At 67.0% G+C, this 17,105-nt stretch carries 26 protein-coding genes and 1 pseudogene; 14 read left to right on the top strand and 13 right to left on the bottom strand.

Features of this window, described 5'->3' with window-relative positions:
* Positions 1-86: 86 nt before the first annotated feature.
* Complete coding sequence (locus tag ACFZ8E_RS23675) at positions 87-830, bottom strand: hemerythrin domain-containing protein (protein WP_147858966.1); 744 nt, start codon at positions 828-830, stop codon at positions 87-89.
* Between the two features lie 158 nt (positions 831-988).
* Between ACFZ8E_RS23675 and ACFZ8E_RS23670 the strand changes: the two genes are divergently transcribed.
* Complete coding sequence (locus ACFZ8E_RS23670; RefSeq protein ID WP_147728722.1) at positions 989-1,183, top strand: DUF3606 domain-containing protein; 195 nt, start codon at positions 989-991, stop codon at positions 1,181-1,183.
* Positions 1,184-1,331: 148 nt separating this feature from the next.
* Complete coding sequence (locus ACFZ8E_RS23665; RefSeq protein WP_243934143.1) at positions 1,332-1,595, top strand: hypothetical protein; 264 nt, start codon at positions 1,332-1,334, stop codon at positions 1,593-1,595.
* Between the two features lie 150 nt (positions 1,596-1,745).
* Here ACFZ8E_RS23665 and ACFZ8E_RS23660 read toward each other — a convergent pair whose 3' ends face one another.
* From ACFZ8E_RS23660 to ACFZ8E_RS23645, 4 genes and pseudogenes are all read right to left on the bottom strand, one after another.
* Positions 1,746-2,027 (bottom strand): hypothetical protein, encoded by a 282-nt coding sequence (locus ACFZ8E_RS23660; protein ID WP_243950804.1) that lies wholly within the window; start codon positions 2,025-2,027, stop codon positions 1,746-1,748.
* Positions 2,028-2,116: 89 nt separating this feature from the next.
* Positions 2,117-2,347 (bottom strand): annotated as a pseudogene (locus ACFZ8E_RS23655) (cupin domain-containing protein); the annotation flags it as partial.
* A 12-nt stretch (positions 2,348-2,359) separates the two neighbouring features.
* Complete coding sequence (locus ACFZ8E_RS23650) at positions 2,360-2,536, bottom strand: hypothetical protein (RefSeq protein WP_405043973.1); 177 nt, start codon at positions 2,534-2,536, stop codon at positions 2,360-2,362.
* Positions 2,537-2,551: 15 nt separating this feature from the next.
* Positions 2,552-3,346 (bottom strand): transporter substrate-binding domain-containing protein, encoded by a 795-nt coding sequence (locus ACFZ8E_RS23645; protein WP_405043972.1) that lies wholly within the window; start codon positions 3,344-3,346, stop codon positions 2,552-2,554.
* Between the two features lie 123 nt (positions 3,347-3,469).
* Between ACFZ8E_RS23645 and ACFZ8E_RS23640 the strand changes: the two genes are divergently transcribed.
* Entirely contained in the window at positions 3,470-3,691 is a 222-nt protein-coding gene (locus tag ACFZ8E_RS23640) for a hypothetical protein (protein WP_405043971.1), read from the top strand.
* An 89-nt stretch (positions 3,692-3,780) separates the two neighbouring features.
* On the opposite strand, the gene ACFZ8E_RS23635 is transcribed toward ACFZ8E_RS23640, so the two are convergent.
* Positions 3,781-4,005: a hypothetical protein gene (locus ACFZ8E_RS23635; RefSeq protein ID WP_147728717.1), complete on the bottom strand. Its 225-nt coding sequence runs from the start codon at positions 4,003-4,005 to the stop codon at positions 3,781-3,783.
* Between the two features lie 201 nt (positions 4,006-4,206).
* Here ACFZ8E_RS23635 and ACFZ8E_RS23630 point away from each other — a divergent pair, with 201 nt between their 5' ends.
* Positions 4,207-4,803 carry a MucR family transcriptional regulator gene (locus tag ACFZ8E_RS23630; protein ID WP_147841886.1) on the top strand — a complete coding sequence of 199 codons (597 nt, stop codon included), beginning with the start codon at positions 4,207-4,209 and terminating at the stop codon, positions 4,801-4,803.
* Positions 4,804-4,867: 64 nt separating this feature from the next.
* On the opposite strand, the gene ACFZ8E_RS23625 is transcribed toward ACFZ8E_RS23630, so the two are convergent.
* From ACFZ8E_RS23625 to ACFZ8E_RS23615, 3 genes are all read right to left on the bottom strand, one after another.
* Positions 4,868-5,194, bottom strand: a complete 327-nt coding sequence (locus ACFZ8E_RS23625) for a hypothetical protein (RefSeq protein WP_243932627.1) — start codon at positions 5,192-5,194, stop codon at positions 4,868-4,870.
* 221 nt (positions 5,195-5,415) lie between these two features.
* Positions 5,416-6,114, bottom strand: coding sequence for a hypothetical protein (locus ACFZ8E_RS23620; protein WP_405043970.1), 699 nt, complete (start codon positions 6,112-6,114; stop codon positions 5,416-5,418).
* A gap of 60 nt (positions 6,115-6,174) precedes the next feature.
* Positions 6,175-6,426 carry a DUF6894 family protein gene (locus tag ACFZ8E_RS23615; RefSeq protein WP_147729059.1) on the bottom strand — a complete coding sequence of 84 codons (252 nt, stop codon included), beginning with the start codon at positions 6,424-6,426 and terminating at the stop codon, positions 6,175-6,177.
* A 123-nt stretch (positions 6,427-6,549) separates the two neighbouring features.
* Here ACFZ8E_RS23615 and ACFZ8E_RS23610 point away from each other — a divergent pair, with 123 nt between their 5' ends.
* From ACFZ8E_RS23610 to ACFZ8E_RS23570, 9 genes are all read left to right on the top strand, one after another.
* Positions 6,550-6,762, top strand: a complete 213-nt coding sequence (locus ACFZ8E_RS23610; RefSeq protein ID WP_147729058.1) for a hypothetical protein — start codon at positions 6,550-6,552, stop codon at positions 6,760-6,762.
* A 320-nt stretch (positions 6,763-7,082) separates the two neighbouring features.
* Positions 7,083-7,283: a hypothetical protein gene (locus ACFZ8E_RS23605; RefSeq protein WP_147729057.1), complete on the top strand. Its 201-nt coding sequence runs from the start codon at positions 7,083-7,085 to the stop codon at positions 7,281-7,283.
* A gap of 565 nt (positions 7,284-7,848) precedes the next feature.
* Positions 7,849-9,066, top strand: a complete 1,218-nt coding sequence (locus ACFZ8E_RS23600) for a tyrosine-type recombinase/integrase (RefSeq protein WP_405043969.1) — start codon at positions 7,849-7,851, stop codon at positions 9,064-9,066.
* Positions 9,063-9,539, top strand: a complete 477-nt coding sequence (locus ACFZ8E_RS23595; protein ID WP_405043968.1) for a hypothetical protein — start codon at positions 9,063-9,065, stop codon at positions 9,537-9,539. Before ACFZ8E_RS23600 ends, ACFZ8E_RS23595 begins: the two co-directional genes overlap by 4 nt.
* A 364-nt stretch (positions 9,540-9,903) precedes the next feature.
* Positions 9,904-10,134, top strand: a complete 231-nt coding sequence (locus ACFZ8E_RS23590) for a hypothetical protein (protein ID WP_405043967.1) — start codon at positions 9,904-9,906, stop codon at positions 10,132-10,134.
* 204 nt (positions 10,135-10,338) lie between these two features.
* Complete coding sequence (locus ACFZ8E_RS23585; RefSeq protein WP_405043966.1) at positions 10,339-12,441, top strand: AAA family ATPase; 2,103 nt, start codon at positions 10,339-10,341, stop codon at positions 12,439-12,441.
* A gap of 358 nt (positions 12,442-12,799) precedes the next feature.
* Positions 12,800-13,318 carry a hypothetical protein gene (locus tag ACFZ8E_RS23580; RefSeq protein ID WP_405043965.1) on the top strand — a complete coding sequence of 173 codons (519 nt, stop codon included), beginning with the start codon at positions 12,800-12,802 and terminating at the stop codon, positions 13,316-13,318.
* Between the two features lie 220 nt (positions 13,319-13,538).
* Positions 13,539-13,892, top strand: a complete 354-nt coding sequence (locus tag ACFZ8E_RS23575; RefSeq protein ID WP_405043964.1) for a hypothetical protein — start codon at positions 13,539-13,541, stop codon at positions 13,890-13,892.
* Positions 13,893-13,971: 79 nt separating this feature from the next.
* Positions 13,972-14,457: an IS1096 element passenger TnpR family protein gene (locus ACFZ8E_RS23570; RefSeq protein WP_405043963.1), complete on the top strand. Its 486-nt coding sequence runs from the start codon at positions 13,972-13,974 to the stop codon at positions 14,455-14,457.
* Positions 14,458-14,505: 48 nt separating this feature from the next.
* Here ACFZ8E_RS23570 and ACFZ8E_RS23565 read toward each other — a convergent pair whose 3' ends face one another.
* On the bottom strand, positions 14,506-14,748 hold the full coding sequence (locus tag ACFZ8E_RS23565) for a DUF6894 family protein (protein ID WP_405043962.1): 243 nt from the start codon (positions 14,746-14,748) through the stop codon (positions 14,506-14,508).
* 232 nt (positions 14,749-14,980) lie between these two features.
* Here ACFZ8E_RS23565 and ACFZ8E_RS23560 point away from each other — a divergent pair, with 232 nt between their 5' ends.
* A complete protein-coding gene (locus ACFZ8E_RS23560) occupies positions 14,981-15,340 on the top strand; it encodes a hypothetical protein (RefSeq protein WP_405043961.1) in 360 nt (119 codons plus the stop codon).
* A 10-nt stretch (positions 15,341-15,350) separates the two neighbouring features.
* Here the strand turns inward: ACFZ8E_RS23560 and ACFZ8E_RS23555 are convergent, their stop codons facing one another.
* The 3 genes from ACFZ8E_RS23555 to ACFZ8E_RS23545 all read right to left on the bottom strand — a co-directional run bounded on the left by ACFZ8E_RS23555 (position 15,351) and on the right by ACFZ8E_RS23545 (position 16,702).
* Positions 15,351-15,518, bottom strand: a complete 168-nt coding sequence (locus tag ACFZ8E_RS23555) for a hypothetical protein (RefSeq protein ID WP_405043960.1) — start codon at positions 15,516-15,518, stop codon at positions 15,351-15,353.
* A gap of 83 nt (positions 15,519-15,601) precedes the next feature.
* A complete protein-coding gene (locus ACFZ8E_RS23550; protein ID WP_405043959.1) occupies positions 15,602-16,231 on the bottom strand; it encodes a recombinase family protein in 630 nt (209 codons plus the stop codon).
* A gap of 189 nt (positions 16,232-16,420) precedes the next feature.
* Entirely contained in the window at positions 16,421-16,702 is a 282-nt protein-coding gene (locus tag ACFZ8E_RS23545; RefSeq protein ID WP_405043958.1) for a hypothetical protein, read from the bottom strand.
* Between the last annotated feature and the right edge of the window lie 403 nt (positions 16,703-17,105).

Genomic DNA, 17,105 nt, shown 5'->3' with positions numbered 1-17,105 from the left:
CTCCCCGAGCCTGCTTCCGGCTCTCCGTCGCCGCATTCCGCGTCCGGAGCGACAACCGTGCCGCCGGCGGTCGCCCGCCCGGCCCGCTAGGTGAAACGCTGCGCCGAGATTGGGTCGCTGGCGGGGAAGGTCTCCTCGAGCCCTTCGTCGAGCAGCCGCTCCCGGCGCTGCGCGGGGCCGTCCACCCCGTTGCGTCCCGCCGGGATCGAGGCCGTCGCTGGGTTCACGCCCCGGCTCGCGCCGCCGGTCGCGCCGCGGCGGCCGCCGGCTCGACCAAGGAAGCCCGCCTGCCACAGAAGGTAGCCGAGGCCGACCGCCAGGGTGCAGACGATGACCCGGAGGTCGAACTCGCTCCGCGGTGCCGGTGCCGGACGGTCGCGGCCCTGCAGCATCCAGCGCTTGGCTTGAACGAACGTCTGGCCCGCATCGCGGACCTCGCCCTCGGACAGCAACGCCCGCGCTGCCGGGATCAACTCGTGCTTGTGGCGGTGAAGGTACTGGTCGACGAGGAAGGTCGCGTCCTCGAAGGCATCCAGCCACCCCTCGGAGCCCGTCCGACGCTGTCGCGCCAGGTCCGCGAGCTGGCTCATGAACGCCCGGTGCTGCTCGTCCAGCGCATCAACCAGCGTCCGCGTCTGCGCGCGCCGGCCGAGGGGGGCGTAGAGGCTGACGGAGACCGCCTCGGCATGTGCTTCGAGGCGATCGATGAGCTCGCCGAGAAGGCGCTCGCGGCTCCGCACGGCACCCGGCCCCTGCGATGCCTTCGGCGCATCGTGGATGAGTTGCTCGATGTTCGCGTGGTCGCGTCCGATGAGCTGCCAGACATCCATGATGGTACTCCTTACCGTTGTCCCTGCTAACCGCCCCGCCCACCGGCCGTTCCTCCATCCGCCCGCGCTCGGGCGCAGCGTGCGCAACGAATCGCCGGGGCGGGCCGCGTGAATGAACCGCCGGTGCACTGCCGCATTGGGGGAGGCAGGAGCACCCCATGCCGATCGACGACACGCACGAGCCTCAGACCGTCAACCTCTCGACGCCGGACGCGGCCGCCTACTGGGCGCGCAAGCTCCAGGTGCCGGTGGAGACGCTCGGGGCGGCTGTGGAGGCCGTCGGCCACGACGCCGAGAAGGTCGCGGCGCATCTCGGCCTTCCCTGGCCGTACGAGGCCAGCGGCATCGTCTGACGCGACGCTTCGCCGGCCCACCGGGCCGGTGGGCGATCGAGCACCGTTCCGACCGTGCCCGTCGGGACACGCCGCGCGACGACGTGGGCCGGGCGGCGCAACCCGGACGCATCCCGCAACGTTCTGGCACCGGACCCGGGTCGAGCGGGTGCCTCAGGAGAAGACGATGTTGGTACGTTTTGGAGTCGGCTTTGCGCTCGCGACGTTTGCGGCGACCGCAGCGATCGCCGCTCCGGTGTCGCAGGAAGACAAGGCCGCGATGCAGCTGCTCTGCGCCGGCGACTTCGCGACCTTCTGCACCGGCCTGCCGCTCGAGGACGGCCCCGAGACGCGCGCTTGCTTCAACAGGAACATGTCGAAGCTCTCGCCCGGGTGCCGCAACGCGATCGAGGCCTACAAGAAGAAGGGTTGAGGCCCGCCCCGCCGGCGCCCCGAGCCGCGTCGCCCGGGCGGCTCTCGCCCGGCGGTGGGCATGGAGCTCCGCGAGGCGGGATCCGGCTCTCGTCGCTCGGCCTTCCGGCGGCAAGCGTGCGCCGAGCCGGACCGCACCCCGAGGCCGCGCTCACCCCAGGGTGATCGCGCCGTCGCTCCGGTCGATCGTTGCGACGCGCGGGCCGCGAATGTCCGGATCTCGCTGTTCCCAGGCCGACAGGGCGGCGTTGACGGCCTCGACGATCGCGCCCGGGGAGCCGCCGATCTGCGGGCGGATCGCCTCGACCAGCCGGGTGACGATCGTCTGCTCCTCCAAAGGGTGAGCCGGCATGGTCGCCTGGCGGCAGTACGCCGCGTAGACGTTCTCCGCGATGGCGCGGGCCGCGCGGTCGGGATCGGGCGTTTCGCTCATTCCAGAAAAGCCTTTCGCGTCGGGGTGCTCGGAAGACGCTGTTTCGCGCGTCGCCCGCTTCGTTGGGTGCAGCTTCGGCAGGCCCGCGGTCAGGGGGACGGCTCCTGCAAGGGCTTGCCCTTGTCGACCACGTAGACCGACAGGACCTTGATCGTCCTGTCGCCGACCACCGTGTAGCCCGCGTGCGGCACGCCGCGCGGGTTGATCCCGCGCTCGCCGGCCGGCCGTTGCTTCGGTTCCTTGCCGGACACGTGCACCGTGCCGCCCTCGATCACGTAGAACGACTCCTCGCCGTGGTGGACGTGGCGGGGCGAGGTCGCACCCGGCGGAAACTACACCAGCTGCATGATGATCTCGCGCGTGTCGTCGCCGGAGACCGGCGCGCGGCCGAGCTCGGTCCGCCTGATCTCGTGCACCACCGTCTCCTGCGCCATCGCCGAGCCCCCGAAACCGATTCCACCGGCCGTGCAGGCCAGCGCGAGCCCGACGCTTGCGTACCATCGCCTCATCGCCTCGCTCCGTTCCTACGGTGCCACCGCATCCCCATCGAAGCCGTGAGCGTCGAAGATCCGGCGCACGAGGCCCGACCGCTTCGCCTCCGCAAGCCACACCGTCACCGAGGCGAGCGCCGCCGGCCGGCCCTTCGGCACCGCGACGGCGACCTGCGTCCGCTGGAAGCCGCCGGTGACGATCCGCGAGCCGGGGACCTGCGCCACGATCGGCTGCAGCGTGTCTCGCGACAGGGCGAAGGCGTCGGCCGCTCCGGTTCGCATCCGCTCGATCGCCTCGGCCACGGAAGAGACGGCCACCGGCCGGGTCCGCGTCAGCGTGCGGGCCGAGGCGCGGATCGTCGTGGTCCCGTCGATCGGCACCACTTTGAGATCCGGCCGGTTGACCTGCGCGACGTCGACGATGCCCGACGCGCCGGTCACCAGGTAGGTGCTCTCGAGGTCGTAGTAGCCCGGCCCGAAATCGAGCACCTGCCGACGCGCCGCATCGACGGGCATGAAGCTCACGTCGATCGCCTCGGCCTGGAGGGCCGCTGCCGCAGCGCCCGAGTTCGGGAAGAGGGTCACGGCCAGCGGCAGGCCCGCTTGTCGCGCAAGGTCTGCGCCGAGATCCGCGGTGACACCCTCGGGCGTCCCGTCCGGCGAGCGGGCGACGAAGACGAGGCCGGCGGAAGGCGCCTCGACGAGGCCGACCCGGAGCGTGCCGGTCGGCGCCAGCGTGGCCTTCGCGGCGGTCTCCTGCGCAAGCCCGGGAAGCGTCATGGCGGCGAGAATGGCGAGCGCGGCCGGCAATCCCTGGGCGAGCGGCATGGGTGGCGTTCCCGGAGTGGTTTCTCGCCGTCCGCTGTACACCGTCGTCGAAGCGGGTCCCATGCGGGCGGAGCGGGAACCGCCGACGAACGTTGCGCCATGACACGCGGTCGGAGCGAGCCCATGGAAGTCAGCGATCTGAAGTACCCGCCCTTCGTGGTGCTCACCTACCGGGACGGGCACGTCGTCGTCGAGGAGGATGCCGCCACCGAGGTGGCTGCCCGCCTGCGCTTCGCATCGGCGGTCGACCTGTGCGAGACGCGGGACGATGCGCATGCCCACCGGGTCGAGCTACGATCGGGCGAGGCCGTGATCGACACCTGGCCGAAGGCGGAGCGTCCCTAGGGCGACCGGCGCTCGCCGACGCAGGAACCCCGGATCGCGCGAGCGTCCCGGGGTTCCTGCGTCGTGCGCCGATCGAGAGGGCCGGTCGCTCAGCGGTGGTGACGCCGGTGATGGCGCCGCATCATCCGCATCCCGCCCATGCGGGGGCGCATCATCCCGCCGGTGCGCGCGCCGGCGTGCATTCCGCCCATGCGACCGTTGCCGGTCGCCGCCGCGTTGCGATCGAGGCCATCGCCCGGTGACGCCATGCCGGCGGTGTTGGCGCCGAGCAGGAGGCCGAGCGCCACCGTTGCGCCGAGGATGAGCTTGTTCATTCTGTAGAGCCTTACACGGCGCTGCGCCGTGACGTCAGAACAGGGATCGGCAGTCCTGGTTCCAGAGATAGGATCGTCGCACGTCGGGATCGCTCGGTTTCTGCAATATTACATCCGATACCCACGCGTTTCGTTCGAACGGCACTTGACGAGATAGGCGAGCCCGCAGAGCCATAGCTTTTCCGGAAAAGGAGTGCCGCCTTGGAAGATCAGCTCGAATATCAGCCCAATACCCCCGTCGGTCTCACGGCCGACATCGTCGCGGCCTATGTCTCTGGCAATCATGTCCAGGTGGCCGAGCTGCCGACGCTGATCGCCAACGTGCACGCGATGCTGTCCGAACTTCGCAACGGCAAGCCGGCCGAGCCCGCGGGCCCGGAGAAGCCGACGGCGGCTCAGATCCGCAAGTCGGTCACGCCGGACGCGCTGGTCTCCTTCCTCGACGGCAAGCCCTACAAGACGCTGAAGCGCCATCTGAACGGGAACGGCCTGTCGTTCGAGGAGTACAGGACCCGCTACGGCCTGCCGGCGGACTACCCGTCGACCTCGGCGAACTACTCCGCCACGCGCTCGGCGTTGGCGCGCTCGCTCGGTCTCGGTCAGCAGCGGCGGAAGCAGCCCGCGGCCGCCGCAGCGGTCGAGGCGACCGCCGAGGCTCCGAAGGCGCGCGGACGCAAGCCCAAAGCCGCCGAGTCGCCCAAGGCCGTAGAGGCGTCCCAGGCCGAAGGAGCGTCAGCGTCGGCTCCGAAGACGCGTGGCCGCAAAGGCAACGCCAAGACGGTCGCCGAGCCGGCCTGACGCCGTTCGACGCCCCGTCCCGTGGGCGGATCGGGACGGGGCCGGATCGCCCGGCGAGAGCGTGCTACTCCGCCTTGCGGTGCCCGCGCCCGTGCTGCGCCTTGCCGGCGCCGGCCGCGGCTGCAGCCTCCTTCTCGGCCTTCCCGACCGTCGCCGAGCTGGTGGCGGCGTCGCTCGTCGCACCGGCCGGCGCGTTCGAGGCCGCGGATTTCGGCTGCCCCTTGCCCTCCGTCGGCGCCTCCGCCTTGCCGCCTTCGAGAACCTCGGGGTGGCCGGCCCCCGCCTCGGCGCTTCCGGCCCGCTGCACCTCGGCCGCCCGCTCGGCCTGCGCGCTCGTCGTCTCGTGCTGCTGACCGTCGCCGGACCGACCCTTGGCTGGGTTCGACATCATCACATCCTCTCTCGTGGTCACGCGGCAACCGCCCGCATCGATCACGGTTCGAGCGCCGCCGAAGCGTGCGACGAAACGCCGAGCCGCGTCGTCCGCTCTGGACATCGGCCGCCGGCCCAGGGGGGACGAGCGCGTGCAGGCTGCGACCGTCGCCAGGACGGGCGAGCGGATGGTCCGCACTGGGACCAAGTGGCTGCGGACGAGAGAAGGAGCCGATCGGATCAGCGTTGCGGCATGCGCCTGATCGAGCCGACGTTCTCGGGGGAGAGGTCCGCCTCGAAGGCGCCGTGATGGTGGACGGCGACCTGCCTCGGCTCGGCCGGGCGCGTCTTCTCGGACGACGCGTCGCCCTCCGGACGATCCGGCGTGACCGATCCAAGCCGGAAGGAGGGCCGATCCTGCAGGTTCCAGGCCTTGGCCGGCTTCTGGTCTCCGCAGCCCTCGCACACGGAGACCAGCCACGATTGCCACAGGCCGTTGGTCTTCTCCTGCACCGATTCCGCTCGCTCGCGATGGGCCGAAGCGAGAGAGAAGGTATCAAGGTCGCCCTGCTTGCTGGGTTCGGGCAACTTGCGAAGCCGCTCGAGCTTCGTATTCCAGGTTTCGCCCCCGGTCCTGGGGGGAACGTTCGTCGTCACCGTGTCGAGCGTGCTGCGATCCGGCTCGCACCCGATACAGATGTTCCGGATCATGCCGTCCCCGACGTCGCCGGGTGATCTCGATCGGTCCGATACCGAGCCCGCATCACGGCTCGGCTTTTTGGTCTGCCCGACGGCGGTCGTGGTCACCGCCTTCTCGTTGACGGGCGGGATCGCACCGGTCCGGATGTCGCCGGTCTGAGCGGTCGCCGTCGCCGCGGGAAGGATACACAGCACAAGGGTGGATAGGATCAGGCGCGTTGCTGTCATGGCTGCCTCCATGACAAGTCAATCTTCTGCGCTGTCGCTGGTTCGAGGCCATTCGGCAGCGAAAAACAGAAACTATTTCTTCCGTTCCGATCGGCTCTCCAGAATGTCCACGAACGGCTTCGAGATCACGTGCCGGCCCGCCGCATCGTAGATCTCGACCGTCCAGGCCGACCAATCGCGCCGCGCGCTGCCGAGCATCAGGTCGATCGCGACCCGCTCGGCGTGGAGGCGCATGAGCGCCCAGGTCGGCAGCCGCCTGCCCTGGAGATCGGCCACGAGGTCGAAGCCGTTCGTGCAGTGGAAACGGTAAAGCGGTGTCGGCATTGGCCTTCTACCCCGCCCTCCACAGCATCTCACCGTTCCGTGGCCCACCGTGCTCGCCATGGTTGAACCGTCGGCCCGCTTGCTATTTGTTCCTTGTATGTTCTTGGACAACTCGGAGCCGCGATGCACCCCCAGCCCCACCAACCGCCTGTGGAGATCCGGCTCACCGAGGCCGAGACGATCGCGCTGGCCTACCGGAGGGCCGCCCGCGGCGATGCCTGGATCGCGCTGGTGCAGGTGGTCGAGGACGCGCTCGCAGACCTGGCCGAGGCCGAGCGCCGGTCGCTGCGGCGGGACCGGCTGGTCTCGCGCGGCTACGTCCGCGGGCAGCTCTGACGGAGCGCGGCCACGGCCATCGCGGGCGCCGGATCATCAGGCGGCCGTGGGCGGGCCGGACGGCACGTCTCGGCCGTGCCGGCTTTCCTTCGCCCCGCGATGAGGCCGACGGCGATCCCTGCTCCCGCCCGCTGGCGATCGATCGGCGGCTTTCTCGGGAGCACGGTCGGCGTACGCGAGCCGACACCCGCGCACAGTGCGGCGCGGCCGAGGGTCGCTCCGCGCCGGGCGATCGGAACGGCCGTTTCGACCCGGGGTTTGCTCCCCACGTCCCGAGGCTGCGGCGCAGGCTTCGCGCCGGCCGACAGATTGGAGCACCCATGTCGAACAAGCACCCGAAGACCGATACGCCGACCGATGCCGACCTGAAGGGCAATCCGGGGATCGGCCAGTCCCGAGGCCTGACGGGTCACGACATCGAGGACATCGAGGCGGACTCGACGGTGGAGGGCGACACGGCCAATGAGACGAAGCTCGACGGCGGGATCGATCCGAACCACCAGGGCCGGACCAACAAGTAAGGGTCTTGCTTTCGCGGGGCGCAACACGTGCGCCCCGCCCCTGACCGCCCGCGCATCCGCGCCGATTTTCCGGCCGGCAGCATGGGCGATGGCACGACCGGCATGGGCCGATCCGCGCCCGATCCGTGAGCGGGGGCGCACCGGTCCATGACCACGCTGCCGAGAGCGATCCGTCGCCTCCGCCGCGGCCCAAGCCGGCACCCAAGCCGACCGTGAACGAGACGGTCCCGACAAGGTGGTGTTCGGGGATGTCGATCGGGCAGGGGGAGCTTGGCTCGCCCGCGTTCTGCCCATGCGAAAAAGCGCGGCCGGGGGACAACGCCCTACCGGTCAATCTCAGTGCTCATCGGAGGCGTGGATTGATGGTGCTGCGAGGGGGGATCGAACCCACGACCTCCTCATTACCAAAAGTGTCGCACCCGGATCATGAGGGTCTACAGAGGTATATGCCGGCGGTGCTAGGCCCCTGTTATAGGTGAGCTTTTCGGGATACCTTGGTTTACGTGGCGATGCCGGAGTTTTGCTGTTCGGTGCTGCCCATGTGCTGTCCAAGGAGCGCCGGCCGATGAAAGTGAAGCTCACTGACGCGCTCGCCGCTCGGGTAGTTCTGCCGGTAGGGGTCAAGGATGCAGTTGTCTGGGACGCCGACATCGTCGGCTTCGGGCTGCGCATCCGCCCCGGCGGAAAAACGTGGATCTTGTGCTACCGGCCTGCCGGCACGGGCCGAAGCGCCAACACGAAGAAGATGAAGCTGGCGACGCTCAGCGCCGTCGCCAAGGTCGCTGACGCCCGGAAGCTCGCTCTGATCGCCCTCGGGCAGATCGCGCGCGGAGCCGACCCGCTCGGAGATCGCGCGCAGCACCGGGCCAAGGAACGCGCTCGGTTGGGCGAGCTGCTCGACCGCTACGACGCGAACCTGGAGCGCCGGCAGTACGTGAACCGCAAGTCGGTGATGAGCGCATTGCGTGGCAGGCTCGCCGCCCTTCTGTCTCGCGACGTCACGACGATCACGGGTGCCGAGTACGCGAAGATCATCGAGGGCATCAGGGCCAAGGGCTTGGCCGGCGCCGCGGATATGTTCCGCACCCTCTGTCGGGCATTCCTTACGTGGTGCGTGTCGGACGCCAAGGTTCTCGCCGTCAATCCTCTGGCCGGTCACCGGAAGGAACGTGCAACGCGCGCCGACAAGGTCTCGAAGGTGATGAAGGGGCGGGCGCTGTCCGATGCCGAGCTCCTCCGGATCTGGCGTGCCGCCGACCCCCGCACCACGATCGGCAGGTTGATCCGCTTCTTGATCCTGACCGGGTGCCGGCGGGGAGAAGGCGCTGGCGTCACCTGGCAAATGGTCGATGAGGTCACTGGCGTGCTCGATCTCCCTGCCATCTTCACGAAGCAGGGGAGGGGGCACAAGGCGCCGATTGCTCCGCAGCTGCGTGCGATCCTCGACCTATGCGAACGCGACGCCCGGTCCGAATTGGTCTTCCCGTCGGTGAAGACGGGGAGGGCGATGAACGGTTGGACGAAGCTCGTCGACGGCATGCGCAAAGCGTCCGGCGTCGATTTCGGCCTGCACGATCTCCGGCGCACCTTCCGGACCGGCCTTTCCAAGCTCGGCATCGACGCCGACACCGCGGAGATCTCGATCGGCCACGCCCGCGAGGATCTCGAGGCGATCTACAACCGGGACGATGCGATCCCGAAGCTGCGCTTCGCCTTCGCGGCCTGGGCGGATCACGTCACCGCCCTGGACGCAGGCTCGCATGAACTGAGCGCTGCCGCATGAAGCCCCTGAACGAGGCCGAGGTGCGCGCCGCGCTCGAAGACCCGCATTGGCCGCGGCGTCTGTGCGGGAATGCGGAGCAGGAAGCGGAGCACGAGATGGGTCTGGCGTTCCTTCGCCATGCGGCGGTCGAGCGTGGCGAAGATCCGGATGCAGTGCTCGAAGCCGTGCGGTCCGAGACGCCCCTTGCCCGGACCGTTCGCGGGCTCCTTGGCATCCTCTCCGACCTCCCGCATCGGAATGGCCGGCCATCGAAGGCGGTCGATCGGATTAGCGAGTACTTCGTCATCGAACGCATACGAGCTCAAGGGCTGAAAGGCGACGAGGTGTTCGAGGCGGCGCTTGCTCAGCTCCCTGGCCGCCGCATAACGGTTGAAAGTCTGAAACGCGCCTACCACCGCACCAAGAAGCAGATGGTCATTCCTAAGGACCTGAAGGGCGTTCGCGTCGTCTGCGGGGTGGCTAAACCCGATTGAGGTTTTGCCACTGGATACTCTGACGCATCGCGATGCAGGGTCTGCTTCAGAACTCAACGAGTTCGCTCGTCGGACGTCGCCACCTCGGTCGCTTCAGTGCGATGTAAGTATTGAGGATCTGGCGTCGTTTGTATGTCATAACGGTTCAGGCTTTGTATGTCAGAACAAGTTGTTGATCGGGCCATACGACCAGTAAATACGCTATGACCCACGAATATACTTGACCATCCGTGTCTGGCCGTTTAGTTAAGGGCGAGCTGCGCTCCCCTGCGAATCCGATGAACCGGCCGATCTGAAGCAGCTCCAGCCGATCCACTCGCATCTGCGACGCGCGCCAAGGCGCCGCTCGCTCGGGAGAATCCCTATGTCCGCAGGCGTTGCCTCGAACGCTGCTGCCGTTCGTCCTGTCCCTGATCTCGGGAAGCTGCCGGGCGAGACCCTCATCACGCGGCGCCAACTCTCCGAGATCAGCAGCTTCGCCCTGATCACCCTGAAGGTATGGGCGAAGAACGGACGCGGTCCGCGGATCACCGTCGTGGAGGGCCGGCCGCGGTATCGGGTCCGTGATGTTCGGGAGTGGATGGGGGCGGCCTGAGAGCCGGTCTTCCAGATGCACCCCGGCCCGGTACTCCCGGCGACCGGTTTCCCTTGGATCCATCGTGACGAGCACCGCTCTCACGAAAACGGCCGGTCACCTCTCGCGAAGGTGCCGGCCGGGAAGGTGTCGTATGTCTGACCGAAACTTAGGCCGCTCGCGGCTGCTCTGCAACATGCCCGCTATCCGGACCGGGAGGGGGCTATGAGCAACGGCTCGAAGCCGCACGGCGGCACGGAAGAGGCATTCCGGCGCTGGTATGATCTCGGCTACACGCGCCTTCTGCCGGTCGTGCCGCCGAGCGCCGGCATCCACAATGCCGGCAAGCGTCCCGGCCTGTTCGACGGCGAGCGGTGGATCGGCCGGGGTGTACAGACATTCGAGGCCACGGAACCCGATCTCACGACGTGGGGCGCCATGTCGGCCGGGGTTGGGCTTCGCATGGGCAAGGGCATAGTCACGCTCGATATCGACGTACTGTCCGAAGCGTGGAGCGTGAAGATCGCCGACGCGGCGGTGCGGGCGCTCGGCACCGCGCCAGTGCGGATCGGGCGCTGGCCCAAGCAGCTGCTGATGTATCGAGCGCCAGAGGACGTGCCGTACATGTCCGTGCGGTTCGCCGACGGCGTGAGCAAGAAGCCGGCGCTGATCGAGCTTCTCGCGGGAAGCCACAACTACGCCAATGTCGACACGATCCACCCGCAGACCGGCAAGCCGTACACTTGGCCTGAGGGCATCCCGCGCCGTGACGAGCTTCCCTTTGTAACGACCGAGCAGTTGGAGACGTTCTTCGCGGCGATGAAGCGCAATCTGCCGTCGGCACAAGGCAGCATCAGCACGCCAGAGGATCGGGGTGGAGTCGATCAGCAGGCGCTTCGCGGCGATCCGGAACTGATCAAAGCGGCCATGGCTGCGATTCCGAACCGCCACGAGCTCTTCGGCTACGAGAAGTGGCGCGACATCGCGACGGCGCTGCGCGCCGCGCTGCCGGACGACCAGGATCTCGGCGAAGAGCTTTTCGTCGAGTTCAGCGACCGCACCGACTTGGCGCCCGATGAGGTCTCAGAGAACCCCGGCCGTATCTATCGAAGCCTGAAGCCGCCGTTCAAGCTCGGTAAGCAGCTCATTTATGACCTCGCCGAGAAGCACGGCGGGTGGCAGGGGCACAAAGAAGCGTTGTTCGACGCCGCCGCCGCCGCGGCACAGCCGGACGAACCACCCGGGATTTCCGGGCAATTGGTGCCGGCGCCTACCGGCCCAAACGTGTTCAAGATGCTCTCGCTCGGCGAGATCGTCAGTCGACCACCTCTCCGGTTCGTCGTCGCGGGGTACCTCCCAGAGCAGAGCGTCGGCTTCCTGTATGGCGAGCCCGGCTCTCGCAAGAGCTTCATCGCGCTCGACTGGGCCCTGCACCTCGCCTTCGGCAAGGTCGACTGGCACGGCAGCGCCATCGATGCGGACCCAACGGCCTGTGTCGTCTACCTCGCCGGCGAGGGTGCGCACGGCTTCCGGACCCGTGTGCTGGCATGGGCCAAGCATCACGGCATCCCGGAGTCCGAGATCGAAGGTGGGCGCTTCAGACTCATCACCGAGAACGTCGACATGATGAACGCGGCAGAGGTTGAGAAGCTCGCCCGCTCCATCCGCCTTGGTGTCGGCCGTACTTGCTTCGTCGTGGTGGACACGGTGTCCCGCGCGATCCCCGGAGCTGACGAGAACCTCCAGAAGGAGATGTCCGCTTTCGTGAGCCGGTGCGAGGCGATCCGGGACGTATTCGAATGCGTCGTGCTCGGCGTCCACCACGCCAACCAGAAAGGCATGATGCGCGGGTCGGGCGTACTGAAGGGCAACGGCGACTTCGTCTTCAAGCTGACGAAGGGCAAAGATTCCAACGTTGGGGACGTCCTTTGCGAGAAGCAGAAGGACGGACCCGACGGCTGGACGCACAGCTACCGCTTCGAGACGGTCCAGGTGACGGGCGGTTCGAGCTTGGTCCCAAGCGGCCGCGTCACCTCTACCCCACGGGTGACCGTGACGGCTCCCGATGAGACGGCGCGTGTCCTCGGTGCCATGGACGCCGCCTGGGTCGCCAAGGATGCGTGGCGGGAAACCTTCCGTGGCGGCGAACGTCATGCGGTCAAACGTATAGTCAGCGATTTCGGGTTCACGCGCGAGGGTGCCGAAACCGCGCTGAAAGACTGGGTGGACACCGGTCGGATTGAACTGTCGGTGTTCGATAAGCGCAATTCGCGGACAGGGTATCGCGTTGTGACATACGAACTACCGCCGGAGGACATCTTCAGCTGATTAAGAGATGCGGTGCGGGCGTATACTCCTGCGGTGCGGACCGGCTAAGTTATTGATATTGTTTGCGGTGCGGGCGCGGCGGTGCAGCGGTGCAGAACCCTACTATAGAGGGAGCAGGCCGCTACGCTGGCCCTGTGGCCACCTGCTCCCATCTTCGTATTAGGAGTGACTTCGGCCGGTGATGAGACGGTGTTTGCTTCGCATTGGGGGACTAAGAACCCGGCCGACGTACCTCCAGAACAGTCACGCACGACTCACCCCGCCCCGCTCAGCATGACAGGTTGTAGCAGCCACTTTGCGGGAAAATGTGAATTGGATTAACATTCTGTCGGATCGGCCACTTAGAGAGGTATCGGTTATGCCAGCCAAGGACGGTGACTGGACGCGCCAGGAGCGGATCTTCGCGAAGGAGATGGCGCACACCGGAAACGCGGTGCACGCGGCGAAGGTGGCGGGATATGCGCACCCGGCCGTGGCGGCCTCGAAACTCCAGCGACGCGAGCCGATCATGCAGACGGTCCGGCAGCAGGTCGCCGCTCGCGTCGAGACCATGCTCGTGCCGCTGGCCGTCGCGACCTTCGAGGAGGTGCTGAAGCCGGAGAACGGGGAGAAGTACCCGGCTCGCGTCCGTGTCGACGCCGCGGACAAGGTGCTGAAGCACTACCGGTCGACCATGGGCGACGCGGAGCCCGAGAAGGAGCTCCACGAGATGACCGCGGCCGAGCTCCGGCAGCGGTACGAGCGCGAGAAGCTGAAGCTTGCCGCCTACGATGCCCTCGTGGCCGAGGCTGAGCACACCATCGAGCACCAGACCGAAGCAGGCGTTGCACCCTCCCCAGCAGGGGAGGGAGGCTCGAACGCCGGGATCTTCGGGTAGCGAAACCTAGGGTGAAAAATATTTTGCGATAGTACCGGACAAAACGGACGCCGTATACCGAAGCAGTTACAGTTTCTTGAGATGTATTTGTCCGTTTTTCCGAAAGTAAAACGGAGATAACGGACAAAACAGCAGGGCCGGGCATATTGCCGTAAAGGCGTTCTCGACCTATCCAAAATCCACCAGGGCACCAGCCCAGGCGAGAAATGGATGCGAGACCATGCGGATCACCACCAATCGGGAAGCCAATTTCAACCAGCCCTACATCCGCGATGCGCAGAAGGTTGGGGGTCCGATCTTCGTCATCGAATGGGAAGAGCACCTCGATAGCACCGACCCGAGCCGAGACACGCTGACCATGAACGTGGTCTTCCCCAAGCTCGCGGCGTTCGCCTTCATCCGCGAGATCCTGTCGCCCGAGATGCTGGCGCTGAAGTCCGACCCACACTTCGACTATGACGAGGACGGCGCAGGCTCCGGGTGGGCGCATACGGAGGTCTTAGGGCCGTCGGCCTACATCTATGCCCTGGCCGCCATAGCGGGGCGCATGGGCGCGGCCCGGCACTACGACTGACGGCGACGAGAGGCGACGAAAGACCGAAGGCGCGCCCTCACACGGTGCGCCTTTCGCGTTTCAGGCTTCCGCGCGAGCCATGACGCGCTGGACCTGGACAGTGCTCCATGTGCCGCCCCGGGTGGTCGGGAAGGCGCTCGTTCAACTGTGCCGCGATCTCGCGCAGCGACCCTGCGCCGGCGGCCCGGATCTCCGCGATGATGGGCGCGATGTCTGCCGTGCGGCCGGCTGCCTTGGCCTGCCGCGATGCCACCCCCTTGGCCCTGGCAGCGTCCGTGAGGGCTGCACCGGCACTGAGGCCCCCGATGTCGCCTACCCGCGCTTTCTCGACGGTGCGAGGCGGGCACCACCCGAGGACGTGGGCGGGACGATGGGCTTCGAGGAGTTCCTGGAGGCTGTCACCAAGCCTCGGCACCGCGAGCGCAAACGGATGCTCGATTGGTACGGCGGCCCGTTCGATCCCGAGGTGCTGGACCGGGAGACCATCGAGGCCGGCATGACGAAGCTGGCCCGGCGGCGAGCCATCGGGCAGGCAGCGTTCGCGAAGAGCCGAGGTCGGCCGTGAAGTCCCTCAGCGGATGAGGGCGAAGAGGGAAGGCGGGCGGTGAAGCCACTAAGCCGTTTCAAGCTCTTCGATAGCAAGCGTAAGCCGTGCCCGCATGATTATGGTTCCAGCCGGGTCTCGAACGCTCGCCAAAAATATTTGACCGTCTGAGGTGGTGTCCAGCAGCTCAGAGAACCGCTTTAAAACATGTCCCAACTTCTCTCGCGCTGCTCCTGCGTCCGGTAAATCAAAGCCTTTCTTATCGCGCACGAAATTAGTGCCATCATGAAGGTCGATATAGAACAGCGGCATATTATGCGCCTAATCCAGAGGATGGTAATAAGGATGTGTACTGCCTACGGGCTTGTTTTGCGATGATGCCACACCTGCATGTTGCATGCCGCCTATCCTTCATCCCGCAAGCCGGTCCCGCCCACCTTTCTGAGGATGTCCCAGCGCTGCGTTCTTGAGTAAGGCGGTGCCCGATGGCCCGACCGTTGCCTCCGCCTCAGTCTCGCCAAGGCAACCGGGCACCCTCCCCTTCATGATGAAGACCTCCCGCATTCTCGGCTGGCTGCTCCTGGCGGGAGTAGTCTTCGCGACCCTCGCGCCCATCGGCCTCCGACCCGTCACCGATGCCCCGGTCTCTCTTGAGCGGTTCGGCGCCTACGCGGTGGTCAGCTTCCTGTTCGCCTTCGGGTACCCGCGCCGCCGCTGGCAGATCGTGGGAGCGCTCATCGTGCTTGCTGGTGCCATGGAAGCGATGCAGAACCTTGAGCTAACCCGGCATGGCCGCTTCGGGGACTTCGCGGTCAAGGCTGCCGGGTGCTGGTTCGGAGTGATGGTTGCGGTAGTCCTCGCCTTCATCCCGGCGAGCATGGCGAAGGCTGAGGGGCGGGCTTAAACGCAAGGCCCTACTCCTCCCAGAGCAGGCCATTCTCCTGAGCCAAGGCCGCCGCCTCGCCGCGTTTTGCGAGCGCCTGGATGGCATGATGCCGGCTCAGGGTACGGAACAGCTCGCCAGCCGCGCACGGGGCTTGGCGGTCCATATAGGCCGCGAGGTTGGCATAGTGGCTGGCCATCAGCTCATCGGCTGCGGCTGCCACGCGGAGAGCAGAGACCGCCACTTGCGCCAATGCCCACGGTCTATCCGGCGCGTCCATCCCTAGGCCCATCGTGCCAAAGCTGCTTCCGCTTCTACCGGGTTGTCACGGATGCGGTAGATGGTCTGGCGAGAGAGGCCAGTCACAGTGGCGATATCGCTCACCCCCTGGCCCTGGCCTAGAGCCCCGCTGACGGCATCGAACTGCGCCCGCGTGAAGCTGGGCTTGCGGCCTCGGTAGGCGTCCTCACGGCCCTTGGCGTGGTCGATGCCGGCCCTTTGCGCTTCCTTGGTCGCTTCCGCCTGGGCCTGCGCCGTGGCGGCCATGAAGCCGATGAGCGCATCCCGCACGGCTTGTTGCATCGGGTCCTTGGTGGCCCCGTCGAAGGTGAGGCCGTTGATGACGGTGCGAACGATGACGCCCCGGCGCATCAGCTCTCGGATGGTGTCGCACACGTCCGCATAGTTGCGGCCCAGGCGGTCCACCCAGCGGACCACGAGGGTATCCCCGCGGCGGAGCATGTCGAAGAGCCTGCGGCCCTGAGGGCGATCCCTGAGGCTGGTAGTGAGGCCTGACACCCCCTCGTCCGCGATCACCTCGTCTACCTTGAAGCCGGCGGCCTCGGCCTGGGTGCGCTGGTGGGCGATGGTCTGATCCGCGGTCGAGACCCGGGCGTAGAGGATGGTCTGCATGGGAGCGGTGCCTGTCCGAATGGGAGCTGTCCGCATGATCGGTTGTCCGTTGACCGATGTCAACCCTTACGGACGGACTTCCGGACAGCCCCGGCGCCGTACGCTGCGGTATACTCTAACGGACACGCTTGGGCATGCTTCTGGCGCATACGAACATTGGGAGCGCCGGATCGCGGGTCGTCCGGTTGGTTACGACAGGCGCGGCCGCAGCTGCACCACGTTGCCGCTGAGATCGCGCGCCGGCATCGAGGCAGCTGGCGCTATCGCGGGACGACGCGCCTTGCCTAAGGCCACGGCCTGCGCCGGCTGGAGTTCCTCGGCCAGGACACGGGCGCTGCGCTGTGCCTGAGCCAGCACACCTTCCAGGGCGGGGCTGACCGGGCGGCCACGGCGGACGGCATCGATCTCTTCAGCGATGACATCGAGGGAGGAGACGAGCAACGTCGCGCGCATGTCGAGCGGGAGGTGCATGGGCTGAGATCGTCGGGGGTGATGCGGACAGTGTGCGCCCAGCGCGCGACCGCGCCAAGCGGCGAATTACCGGGCCCCCGGGGTTGGGGAGGGCCGGCACCCACCCATGGGGGTAGTCCGGTCGCTTCGGTGAAACGCGCCGGTTAGTCCCATAGGAAATTTCGATCCGCAAAAAGTAATCTGACATACAAATGGGGGGCAATCTGAAATCAGATCAGTACTTTAAGGTGCCCACGCCGTCGGGTAAATAATAATAGGCCAGATCTATCAATTGGGTTTACCCGATAGGTTCAGGGCTGTACTATCGCCTCATCGGATTTGAAGATCGACACCCGCAATGGCCGAGTCGGTTTGCCTTCTCTGGGGCGGTGACAAGCAAGCGTCACCTGCTGATGCGCCAGCG

The organism is Methylobacterium sp. HMF5984 (assembly GCF_045033435.1).
Taxonomy (GTDB): domain Bacteria; phylum Pseudomonadota; class Alphaproteobacteria; order Rhizobiales; family Beijerinckiaceae; genus Methylobacterium.
This window is presented reverse-complemented; position numbering and strand designations above follow the sequence as displayed.

What these genes read in the sequence shown, in the direction of transcription:
- ACFZ8E_RS23605 (WP_147729057.1), top strand. Translation starts at nt 7,083, where the DNA reads ATGTCGAACAAGCACCCGAAGACCGATACGCCGACCGATGCCGACCTG.
- ACFZ8E_RS23575 (WP_405043964.1), top strand. Translation starts at nt 13,539, where the DNA reads ATGCGGATCACCACCAATCGGGAAGCCAATTTCAACCAGCCCTACATC.
- ACFZ8E_RS23615 (WP_147729059.1), bottom strand. Translation starts at nt 6,426, where the DNA reads ATGCCGACACCGCTTTACCGTTTCCACTGCACGAACGGCTTCGACCTC.
- ACFZ8E_RS23555 (WP_405043960.1), bottom strand. Translation starts at nt 15,518, where the DNA reads ATGGCCAGCCACTATGCCAACCTCGCGGCCTATATGGACCGCCAAGCC.
- ACFZ8E_RS23610 (WP_147729058.1), top strand. Translation starts at nt 6,550, where the DNA reads ATGCACCCCCAGCCCCACCAACCGCCTGTGGAGATCCGGCTCACCGAG.
- ACFZ8E_RS23560 (WP_405043961.1), top strand. Translation starts at nt 14,981, where the DNA reads ATGATGAAGACCTCCCGCATTCTCGGCTGGCTGCTCCTGGCGGGAGTA.
- ACFZ8E_RS23640 (WP_405043971.1), top strand. Translation starts at nt 3,470, where the DNA reads ATGGAAGTCAGCGATCTGAAGTACCCGCCCTTCGTGGTGCTCACCTAC.
- ACFZ8E_RS23590 (WP_405043967.1), top strand. Translation starts at nt 9,904, where the DNA reads ATGTCCGCAGGCGTTGCCTCGAACGCTGCTGCCGTTCGTCCTGTCCCT.
- ACFZ8E_RS23570 (WP_405043963.1), top strand. Translation starts at nt 13,972, where the DNA reads ATGACGCGCTGGACCTGGACAGTGCTCCATGTGCCGCCCCGGGTGGTC.
- ACFZ8E_RS23595 (WP_405043968.1), top strand. Translation starts at nt 9,063, where the DNA reads ATGAAGCCCCTGAACGAGGCCGAGGTGCGCGCCGCGCTCGAAGACCCG.
- ACFZ8E_RS23650 (WP_405043973.1), bottom strand. Translation starts at nt 2,536, where the DNA reads ATGAGGCGATGGTACGCAAGCGTCGGGCTCGCGCTGGCCTGCACGGCC.
- ACFZ8E_RS23565 (WP_405043962.1), bottom strand. Translation starts at nt 14,748, where the DNA reads ATGCCGCTGTTCTATATCGACCTTCATGATGGCACTAATTTCGTGCGC.
- ACFZ8E_RS23545 (WP_405043958.1), bottom strand. Translation starts at nt 16,702, where the DNA reads ATGCACCTCCCGCTCGACATGCGCGCGACGTTGCTCGTCTCCTCCCTC.
- ACFZ8E_RS23675 (WP_147858966.1), bottom strand. Translation starts at nt 830, where the DNA reads ATGGATGTCTGGCAGCTCATCGGACGCGACCACGCGAACATCGAGCAA.
- ACFZ8E_RS23600 (WP_405043969.1), top strand. Translation starts at nt 7,849, where the DNA reads ATGAAAGTGAAGCTCACTGACGCGCTCGCCGCTCGGGTAGTTCTGCCG.
- ACFZ8E_RS23620 (WP_405043970.1), bottom strand. Translation starts at nt 6,114, where the DNA reads ATGGAGGCAGCCATGACAGCAACGCGCCTGATCCTATCCACCCTTGTG.
- ACFZ8E_RS23645 (WP_405043972.1), bottom strand. Translation starts at nt 3,346, where the DNA reads ATGCCGCTCGCCCAGGGATTGCCGGCCGCGCTCGCCATTCTCGCCGCC.
- ACFZ8E_RS23625 (WP_243932627.1), bottom strand. Translation starts at nt 5,194, where the DNA reads ATGATGTCGAACCCAGCCAAGGGTCGGTCCGGCGACGGTCAGCAGCAC.
- ACFZ8E_RS23585 (WP_405043966.1), top strand. Translation starts at nt 10,339, where the DNA reads ATGAGCAACGGCTCGAAGCCGCACGGCGGCACGGAAGAGGCATTCCGG.
- ACFZ8E_RS23660 (WP_243950804.1), bottom strand. Translation starts at nt 2,027, where the DNA reads ATGAGCGAAACGCCCGATCCCGACCGCGCGGCCCGCGCCATCGCGGAG.
- ACFZ8E_RS23635 (WP_147728717.1), bottom strand. Translation starts at nt 4,005, where the DNA reads ATGAACAAGCTCATCCTCGGCGCAACGGTGGCGCTCGGCCTCCTGCTC.
- ACFZ8E_RS23550 (WP_405043959.1), bottom strand. Translation starts at nt 16,231, where the DNA reads ATGCAGACCATCCTCTACGCCCGGGTCTCGACCGCGGATCAGACCATC.
- ACFZ8E_RS23670 (WP_147728722.1), top strand. Translation starts at nt 989, where the DNA reads ATGCCGATCGACGACACGCACGAGCCTCAGACCGTCAACCTCTCGACG.
- ACFZ8E_RS23580 (WP_405043965.1), top strand. Translation starts at nt 12,800, where the DNA reads ATGCCAGCCAAGGACGGTGACTGGACGCGCCAGGAGCGGATCTTCGCG.